This is a genomic window from Sphaerisporangium sp. NPDC049002 (assembly GCF_040649355.1).
In the GTDB taxonomy this organism is placed as follows: domain Bacteria; phylum Actinomycetota; class Actinomycetes; order Streptosporangiales; family Streptosporangiaceae; genus Sphaerisporangium.
Genome location: NZ_JBEZFH010000291.1, coordinates 1 through 7,070 on the forward strand (window position 1 = coordinate 1; position 7,070 = coordinate 7,070).

At 71.5% G+C, this 7,070-nt stretch carries 6 protein-coding genes and 1 pseudogene; 3 read left to right on the forward strand and 4 right to left on the reverse strand.

Annotated features, from left to right (window positions below; genetic code table 11):
• Positions 1 to 111 precede the first annotated feature (111 nt).
• From gvpJ to def, 4 genes and pseudogenes are all read right to left on the reverse strand, one after another.
• Positions 112 to 321: pseudogene (gene gvpJ, locus AB0B89_RS33495) on the reverse strand (gas vesicle protein GvpJ); the annotation flags it as partial.
• Positions 322 to 366: 45 nt separating this feature from the next.
• Positions 367 to 1,593 carry an SRPBCC family protein gene (locus tag AB0B89_RS33500; RefSeq protein WP_358560818.1) on the reverse strand — a complete coding sequence of 409 codons (1,227 nt, stop codon included), beginning with the start codon at positions 1,591 to 1,593 and terminating at the stop codon, positions 367 to 369.
• 5 nt (positions 1,594 to 1,598) lie between these two features.
• Positions 1,599 to 2,318 carry a hypothetical protein gene (locus AB0B89_RS33505; RefSeq protein WP_358560821.1) on the reverse strand — a complete coding sequence of 240 codons (720 nt, stop codon included), beginning with the start codon at positions 2,316 to 2,318 and terminating at the stop codon, positions 1,599 to 1,601.
• 178 nt (positions 2,319 to 2,496) lie between these two features.
• Positions 2,497 to 2,976: a peptide deformylase gene (gene def / locus AB0B89_RS33510; RefSeq protein WP_358560824.1), complete on the reverse strand. Its 480-nt coding sequence runs from the start codon at positions 2,974 to 2,976 to the stop codon at positions 2,497 to 2,499.
• A gap of 220 nt (positions 2,977 to 3,196) precedes the next feature.
• Here def and AB0B89_RS33515 point away from each other — a divergent pair, with 220 nt between their 5' ends.
• The 3 genes from AB0B89_RS33515 to AB0B89_RS33525 form a co-directional block, all read left to right on the forward strand.
• Positions 3,197 to 4,561: an MFS transporter gene (locus AB0B89_RS33515; protein WP_358560827.1), complete on the forward strand. Its 1,365-nt coding sequence runs from the start codon at positions 3,197 to 3,199 to the stop codon at positions 4,559 to 4,561.
• A 139-nt stretch (positions 4,562 to 4,700) separates the two neighbouring features.
• Positions 4,701 to 6,812 carry a molybdopterin oxidoreductase family protein gene (locus AB0B89_RS33520; RefSeq protein ID WP_358560829.1) on the forward strand — a complete coding sequence of 704 codons (2,112 nt, stop codon included), beginning with the start codon at positions 4,701 to 4,703 and terminating at the stop codon, positions 6,810 to 6,812.
• Positions 6,809 to 7,070, forward strand: a 262-nt coding sequence (locus AB0B89_RS33525; protein WP_358560832.1) for an FAD-dependent oxidoreductase, incomplete at its 3' end; no start/stop codon positions are given. The genes AB0B89_RS33520 and AB0B89_RS33525, both read left to right, overlap by 4 nt.

Below are 7,070 nucleotides of genomic sequence, written 5' to 3' on the forward strand. Positions count from 1 at the left end.
CTCCAGAGCGCCCTGCGCGATGCCCTTGGTCTTCGACTTGGCGACGCCCTGCGTCATGTCCTGCATCAGCTCGGGAAGCCCCTTCTGGCCCTCCGAGAGGTCCAGCCGGTTCACCGCCTGGGCGAACCGCAGGTAGGTGTCCACGCTGGCGACGACGACGCGCGCGTTGATGGTCAGCAGTTCGATGCCTACGAGGGCGACGCTGACGTAGACGTCGATGACGAGGCCCTTGTCGAGAATCGTGTCGATGACGTCGGCCAGTCCGCCGCCCGAAGACGACCGCCCGGCCGCTCCGCCCCCTGAGGGCTGCACGATGGTCATACGCTGAGCTCCTTGGTCTCGGTGCCTGAGGAATGGCCGGTCATCTCATCGGCCCCGGGGTTCGGGCTCGCGGCGGGGCCGCCGGGGAGCGGGCTCCTCGCCTTCGGCGGTCTCGGGCCTGCGCCGCCTGGCGGGCGGCTCGCCGGGCTCGCCGCTCTCGGGCCTGCGCCTCCGGGCCTCGGCGGGCTCCGGCCTGCGCCGTCGTGCCCGTGGTTCCCCTTCCTCCGCCGGGACGGCGCGTCCGGGACGCTCCGGGCGCTCGCCGCGCCTGCTCCAGGGGCGGTGGCGCCGTTCACGGGGCTCCTCGGCGCCCTCTTCCTCTTCCGCTTCCTCGGGCCCGGCGGCCTCCGCCTGCTCGCCCTCTTCGGCTTCCGCCTCAGGCTCGGCCTCCTCGCCTTCTTCGGGCTCGGCCTCGGCCTCTTCGCCTTCGTGCTCGCCTTCCTCGGGCCGCTCCTCCCGCTCCCGCTCCTGCTCCTCGCGGAGGGCGGTCTCGTGGTCCTTGACGACCTCGCCCTCGTGGATCACGCCGCGCCAGCCCTCGACCTCGTCCGGGGTCAGCAGAGACTCGGTCATGACGTGCCGCCGGAAGTGCTTGAACTCCAGGCGCGCGCGGCGGCCCTGTACGCGCCAGAGGAGGCCGATGTGCTCCATGAAGCCCTTGGGGTGGTACTCAAGGACCATCAGGATCCGCGTCAGGTCGGGGGTGATCTCGTGGAACGTCACCGTCCCGTCGACGTAACCCTTGGCGCCCTTCGACCGCCAGATGATCTTGTCATCGGGGACCTGCTCGCTGATCGTGGACTCCCAGGTCCGGCGTGACCAGATGATCTTGGCCTGCCAGGTGAGCTTCTCGTCGCTGTCCTGCACGACCTTCTCGACCTTCTTCATGAAGCTCGGGAAGTCCTGGAACTGCGTCCACTGGTTGTAGGTCAACCGGATCGGGGCGCCGACATCCAGCGACTCGACGATGTTGAGGAACTTGAACTTCTTCCCCTTGCCGCCGCCGAAGCCCAGCTTCTTCTTCAGGCCGCCCCAGGCCATCTTGGCCAGGCCCTTGAACCTTCCCGTGCCGCCCTCCGCGCCGGCGAGCTGGCCGAGAGTGCGAAGCCCGCCGCCCTCGGCGATGCCGGTCAGCCGAGTGGTGGTCTGCTCGACCTTGCGCTTCGCCGCGGCGAGCGCCAGTTTGCCCGCGATGCCGGCTATGCCGCGTAGCTGGTGCTTGATCGGGCTGAGCAGCCCTCCGGCCGCTCCCGCCTTGTCCTTGTCCGCCATGGAGGTCACCCCCGGTTCCGGCGAATGGGACGGGAACGCGGCGGCGGCTGGTCACGCATCACGTGACCACGCGGCCCGGGCTCCTCGTCCTCTTCTTCCTCGTCGTCCAGGCGCTCCCCTGCTCCGCGTCCGGCCGGCCTGCCGCGGCCTTCGGCCGCCGCACGCCTCGGGGGTGCTTCCTCTTCGTACTCCTCGTCTTCGTCCTCGTACTCGTCGTACTCGTCCTCGTAGGGCTCTTCCTCTTCCTCCTCGGCGGGTGGGCGCACGCGGGAGCGAGCGGCGCGCACCCCACCGGCCGCCCTGTCCCGAAGGCCCCTGACCCCGCCTCTCGCGGTCTTCGTGACGCCCTCGGCGGCACCGGCCGCGGCTCCGGTCGTGGCGCCCGCGGCTTCCTCCAGGCCCGCGGCGACGTTGGCCGCGTGCTGCAGGGACTCCGCCCGCTGCTGCAGCTTGGTGCTCAGCGAGCCCACCTGCCTGCTCGCGGTGGCCTTGGCCGCGGCCTTCCCGGCCTCGAACAGCTCGCCCCGGACACTGCTGATGATCTTCTCCAGCTCGGGAGAGGAGCTGACCAGCTTGAGTCCCTGCTCCAGCAGGTTCCCCCGGGCCCCGCCCAGCCGGCCCGTGGCTCCCGCCACGCCGAGGGCGACCGCCAGCTTGAACCGGCGATGCCGGCCGAGGAAGTAGCCGAGTGCGACGGCCAGGGCAACCTTCAATCCGCCTGTCACAATGTCCTCCTTCTCCGGCCTGCCGAATCGTCGAGTGCCCTACCCCCCCACATGGACACAGAACGCTCGTTGCCGGAAAAAAGGGACATACCACATAAAGAATCAAGGTGTGCCAGAGTCCGGAGAATGCCGGGCCGTCCCGTCGTGGCCGGCGGGGAAGGAGGCGCCTACGGCCGTCCTAGGCCATCGCCGCCCGGAAGCGCTCCTGCTCGTCGGCGGGGAGGCGGTCGCTGAACAGGACGCCGTCGAGGTGGTCCACCTCGTGCTGGAGCACCCGGGCCAGCATGCCGAGCGCGCGCACGGTGACGGGCTTGCCGTGCATGTCGCGGCCCCGGGCGACCACGGAGTAGGAACGCTCCAGGGGCCACCAGATGCCGGGGGCCGACAGGCAAGCCTCGTCGGCGACGACGGTGCGCCCGGACGCCTCAAGGCGGGGGTTCACCAGGTGGCCCGACCTGCCGTCGACCTCGAAGACCAGCACGCGCAGCGGCACGCCGATCTGCGGCGCGGCGAGTCCGGCGCGGCCGGCCCCGGCACGCGTGGTGGCCTGGAGTGACTTGACCAGCTCGCGCAGGGAGCGGTCGAACTCCCTGACCGGATCGGCGACGGTGCGGAGCACCGGGTCGGCGAAGAGCCTGATCGGCTGGACGCTGGTCATGCCCGCTCCTGGGGGTCATTTGTGGAATGTTCCCCAGAGGGGTTCCCGGTCTGCCCGGCAGGCAATCTTTGTTAAATCCATGTTGCCGCCGTGATACCTGTAGATCACGAGTTCCGCCCGTGCGTCAGACGTAACGCCGATATCTGACAACCGTCGTCAGACGGTGTGATCTTTTCCGGTACGTTCGGACCTCCCGATTCTGAAGAAAACAGGAGGAACCGTGACGGTGGCGGAGGCTGCGCGGACCGTACCGGCGAAGGGTCGCTGGATAACCGACTGGAACCCGGACGACCCGGGCTTCTGGGAGAGCCGAGGCAAAGGCGTCGCCCGCAGGAACCTGGTGTTCTCGATCCTGGCCGAGCATCTGGGCTTCACCTTGTGGACCGTCTGGAGCATCGTCGCCGTCAAGCTCGGCGCCTACCGCTTCTCCACCGACCAGCTGTTCTGGCTGGTCTCGCTGCCCAACCTGGTCGGGTCGGCGCTGCGCCTGCCCTACACGTTCGCGCCCGCCAAGTTCGGCGGCAGGAACTGGACCGTGGTGAGCGCCCTGCTGCTGCTCGTGCCCGCCGTGCTGCTGGCCGTGGCGGTGGGCGACCCCGCGACACCGTACTGGGCCTTCCTGCTCATCGCGGCCACCGCCGGTCTCGGCGGCGGCAACTTCGCCTCCAGCATGGCCAACATCACCTACTTCTACCCCGAGCGGAAGCAGGGGTGGGCGCTCGGCCTGAACGCCGCGGGCGGCAACGTCGGAGTCAGCTCCGTGCAGCTCGCCATGCCGCTGGTGATCACCGGGTTCGGGCTGGCGGCGGCGGGGCTGTTCTGGGTGCCGTTCATCGTGGTCGCCGCCGCCGGCGCGTTCTTCTTCATGGACAACCTCACCTCCGCCAAGGCGAGCGCGAGGGAGCAGCTCAAGATCGCCGGCAGGGCCCAGACCTGGATCATGTCGCTGCTCTACATCGGGACGTTCGGCTCGTTCATCGGTTACACCACCGCCTTCCCGCTGCTCATCAAGAGCCAGTTCCCCGGGCACGCCTCGGCCGTCACCTGGGCCTTCCTCGGGGCGCTGGTCGGCTCGCTGGTCAGGCCCCTGGGCGGGCGGCTGTCCGACCGGCTCGGCGGGGCGCGGGTCACGCTCGGGAACTTCGCCGCGATGGTGGTGGCCATAGCGCTGGTCGCCTTCGGGCTGGGCGCGAACAGCTTCACCCTCTTCTTCTGCGCCTACCTGCTGCTGGTGGCGCTGACGGGGGTGGGCAACGGCTCGACGTACCGGATGATCCCCGCGATCTTCAAGGCCAAGGCGGTCGAGGGCGCCCTTGCCGGGGACGAGGCGGCGCTCGCCGCCGCCGTGGCGGCCGGCAGGCGCGACAGCTCGGCCGCCATCGGGATCATCTCGGCCGTGGGCGCCTTCGGCGGGTTCTTCATCAACCGGGGCTTCGGCACCTCCATCGCGGCGACGGGCGGCGCGGGCGCCGCCCTCGTCGCGTTCGCGTGCTTCTACGCCGCCTGCGCGGCGCTGACGTGGTTCTGCTACCTGCGCACGGTGGGCGCCCGGCTCGCGCCCAGCCTCGCCTCGGCCCGCGTCTGAGCGCGATCCCTCACGGGGACGGTCGCGGCGATGTGCGCACAGGAGATCCGCTCCGGATGTGAACACGGTTGGCGGCTTGTAGCACAGAGGTAACAGGAGGGACCCAACGGTGAAACGGCCTGAAAGCACCATCGGATCCATGCTGATCTCACTTTCCCCGCCGGCGCCTGTGATGTCGCCGGTCCACAGGGGAGAGGCGACGCACTGCCCGTACTGCGCGCTGCAGTGCGGCATGAACGTCAGCGGGGGGACCGGCGAGGCACCGGGCGGCACGATCACGATCACCCCGAGGCACGACGTCCCGGCGAACGCCGGAGCGCTCTGCCAGAAGGGATGGACCGCGGGTGAGCTGCTGGCAGGCGGCGACCGTCTCACCACGCCGCTCGCCCGCGCGAGCCGTACGAGCCCGCTTGAGCCGGTGAGCTGGGACGACGCGCTCGACCGCGTCGCCGCGGCCGTACGCGGCATCCAGGCCGGGCACGGCCGCGACGCGGTGGCGGTGTTCGGGGGCGGCGGCCTCACCAACGAGAAGGCCTACCAGCTCGGCAAGTTCGCCCGGGTGGCGCTCGGAACGAGCCAGATCGACTACAACGGCCGCTTCTGCATGTCGTCCGCGGCGGCGGCCTCCAACCGCGCGTTCGGGATGGACCGGGGCCTGCCGTTCCCCATCACCGACGTCGCGGCGGCAGACGCGGTGATGATGGTCGGCGGCAACGTCGCCCAGACCATGCCGCCGTTCCTGCGGCACCTGCGTCACACCCTCATCGTCGTCGACCCAAGGGCCACCCGCACGGCCCGGCGGGCCACCCTGCACCTCCAGGTCACCCCGGGCACCGACCTGGCCCTCGCCCTGGCGCTGCTGCACATCGCGATCACCGAGGGCCACGCCGACCTCGGCTACATCGCCGCCCGCACGACCGGGTTCGAGGAGGTCCGGGCGTCGGTGGCGTCGTGGTGGCCCGAGCGCGCCGAGCGGGTCACCGGCGTGCCGGTGGCCCGGATGCGCGAGGCCGTCCGGCTCCTCGCCGGGGCTGGCACGGCGATGATCCTCACCGGCAGGGGCGCGGAGCAGCACGCCAAGGGCGCCGACACGGTGACCGCGTTCATCAACCTGGCCCTCGCGCTCGGCCTGCCCGGGAGTCCCGGCTCCGGGTACGGCTGCGTCACCGGCCAGGGCAACGGCCAGGGCGGGCGCGAGCACGGCCAGAAGGCCGACCAGCTCCCCGGTTACCGCTCGATCGCCGACCCCGCCGCCCGCGCGCACGTCGCCGGGGTCTGGGGGATCGACCCCGGCGAGCTTCCCGGGCCCGGCCGTTCGGCGTACGAGCTGCTCGACACCCTCGGCACCGCCGGGGGCGCACGGGCCCTGCTGGTGTTCGGCTCCAACCCGGTGGTGTCGGCGCCGCGCGCGACCCACGTGACCGAGCGGCTCGCCGCGCTGGACCTGCTCGTGGTCTCCGACTTCGTGCTGTCGGAGACCGCCGCGATGGCCGACGTCGTGCTTCCCACCACCCAGTGGGCCGAGGAGCACGGCACGATGACCAACCTGGAAGGCAGGGTCCTGCTGCGCCGCCAGGCCGTCGCTCCGCCCTCGGGGGTGCGGAGCGACCTGGCGATCCTCTCCGGCCTGGCCCGGAGGCTCGGCCGGGGGGAGGGCTTCTCCGGCGACCCGGGCGTGGTGTTCGACGAGCTGCGCCGGGCGAGCGCGGGCGGGGTCGCCGACTACTCGGGCATCACCTACGAGCGCATCGCCGCCGAGACCGGCGTCTTCTGGCCCGCCCCCTCCGAGGACCACCCGGGCACGCCGCGACCGTTCCTCGACGGGTTCCCGACGCCGGACGGGCGGGCCAGGTTCGTGCCCGTGGACCACCGCCCCGCGGCCGAGGACGTCGACGACGACTACCCGTACTACCTGACCACGGGCCGCGTCCTCGCGCACTACCAGAGCGGCGCGCAGACCCGCAGGATCGCCGCGCTGAACGAGGCGGCCCCCGAGGCGTACGTGGAGCTCCACCCGGACCTCGCCGAACGCCTGGAGGTGGCGCCCGGCGACCTGGTCAGGGTGACCAGCCGCAGGGGCTCCGCCGAGGCCGTCGCCAGGGTCACCCCCGGCATCCGCCGCGACACGGTGTTCATGCCCTTCCACTGGGAGGGCGCCAACCGCCTCACCAACCCCGCACTGGACCCGGTGTCCCGGATGCCGGAGTTCAAGGTCTGCGCCGTGCGCGTCGAGCGGGGGCGGTGCGCGTGAGGCTCGTCGTCGTCGGCAACGGCATGGCCGGCGCGCGGCTGGCCAGTGAGGTGCGCGCGCTGGACAGGAGCATCCAGATCACCGTGTTCGGCGCCGAGACCCGGGGGCCGTACAACCGGGTGCTGCTGTCCAACGTGCTCGCCGGCACCGCGAGCCCCGAGCAGGTGGCCGATCGCGTCGGGCGCCACCGAGCCGTGGGCGAGCGGGATCAAGGCCATCGCCGAGTCGCCCAACGTGACCTGCAAGCTGTCCGGCCTG